At 48.8% G+C, this 1818-nt stretch carries 2 protein-coding genes; both read left to right on the top strand.

The features are described from left to right. The first annotated feature begins 334 nt into the window (after positions 1-334). A complete protein-coding gene (prfB, locus tag ABF463_RS14500; RefSeq protein WP_415534749.1) occupies positions 335-1459 on the top strand; it encodes a peptide chain release factor 2 in 1125 nt (374 codons plus the stop codon). 121 nt (positions 1460-1580) lie between these two features. Continuing rightward, on the top strand, positions 1581-1751 hold the full coding sequence (locus ABF463_RS14495; protein ID WP_415534747.1) for a small, acid-soluble spore protein, alpha/beta type: 171 nt from the start codon (positions 1581-1583) through the stop codon (positions 1749-1751). The last annotated feature ends 67 nt before the right edge of the window (positions 1752-1818 follow it).

The following is a 1818-nucleotide window of genomic DNA, read 5'->3' as shown; positions in this document are numbered from 1 at the left end:
ATATTGTACAAGTCAAATTATAACATATGGTTTTATGAATGTATAGTTTCTAAAAAATATCTCAAAGTAATTTCACATTGCCTTCACAATTTGTTTTTAATGATGTGGAACTTTCTTCCACCTTTGTCGGTTCTCCGTCCTTTTCATATTCTCATACGGTTCTTTGACCATTTGTGTTTTTGGTGCGCGCGGTAAAACGCTTTACAAGGTTGGTGAAAAACGATATAATAACGCAGATAGCCTGTTGTCTCTGCATCTCGCTTTTATCGCGGGACTGCGGAAATATTTTACTTTTCCACAAATACAATGGATATTGATATAGAGGATGGTTGGTTTGCTTCAATTTGAAGAATTGCGTTTACGGCTGGAGAACATGCGCCCCGATATCGAAGATTTGGGCCGCGCACTGGGTCTGGATACCGCGCGCGCCGAAGTACGGGAACTGGAAGAAAAAGCGGCGCAGCAAGAATTTTGGAACGATATTGAAAATTCGCAAAGTGTCCTGCAAAAAACACGCCAATTAAAGGACAAGATCGCCTCGTATGAATCGCTTTGTCAAAAAACAGAGGATACCCTTGCCCTGATTGAACTGGCAGACGAGGAAGCGGATGAATCGGTGCTGGAAGAAGCAACCGACGCCGTGGACAGTGTGCGTGCGCAGATTGACACCATGCGGCTGGCTACGCTGCTCACCGGTGAATATGATGCCAAAAACGCCATTCTCACGTTCCACGCGGGCGCAGGCGGCACCGAGGCGCAGGACTGGGCGGAAATGCTCTATCGCATGTATACCCGTTGGGCAGAGCGGCATGGCTTTACTGTCAAAGTGCTCGATTATCTGGACGGCGAGGAAGCGGGCTTGAAAAGCGCCTCCATCCTCCTGGAGGGCCTCAACGCCTACGGCTATTTGAAATCGGAGATCGGCGTACACCGTCTGGTGCGTGTGTCGCCGTTTGACGCATCGGGGCGGCGGCACACATCATTCGCCTCGGTGGAAGTCATGCCCGAAATTGACGATACCATCGAAATCGACATCCGCCCGGAAGACCTCAAAATGGACGTGTTCCGCAGCAGCGGCGCCGGCGGTCAGCATATTAACAAAACATCTTCCGCCGTGCGCTTGACCCATCTGCCCACCGGCATTGTGGTATCTTGCCAAAATGAGCGCAGCCAGCATCAGAACCGTGAGATGGCCATGCGGATGCTCAAATCTAAACTCATCGAAATCAAAGAGCGGGAGCACTATGACAAGATTGAGGACATCAAAGGCGTGCAAAAAGAGATCGCATGGGGTTCGCAGATTCGCTCTTATGTGTTCATGCCTTACACCCTGGTCAAAGACCACCGCACCAACTTCGAGAGTGGCAACATCAACGCGGTGATGGACGGCGATTTGGATGGTTTTATCAATGCCTACCTCAAAGCTGTTTCACTCGGGCAGGTCGAAAGTAACAAATAATTTTAATTTTTCGGAAAAATCGCAAAAAATTGCCTTGTGTATTTTATCTGCCACGGCGCAAAATAGAACTGCACCTGAAAATGGTGCAAATCACTGAAAATGTGAACAGGGGGTCTTGGATATGAGCAGGCACCCGATGATGAGTGAAAAACTCAAATATGAAATTGCCCGCGAGCTTGGCGTCGATCAGGTTGTCCGGCAAGAGGGCGGCTGGGGTTCGGTTTCCAGCCGTGACTGCGGCAACATGGTACGAAAAGCCATTGAAATAGCGGAACGGCAAGTTTCAAAATAAATCTACGGTTCAAATGCCGTGGGAAACCATCTGAACGGTAAAACCTGTGCATCCCGGGATCTAAAAG

It is taken from the genome of Ethanoligenens sp., from assembly GCF_047718355.1.
Classification (GTDB): domain Bacteria; phylum Bacillota; class Clostridia; order Oscillospirales; family Ethanoligenentaceae; genus Ethanoligenens.
The sequence above is the reverse complement of the archived record's forward strand: the minus strand, read 5'-3'. Positions and strand labels throughout refer to the sequence as shown.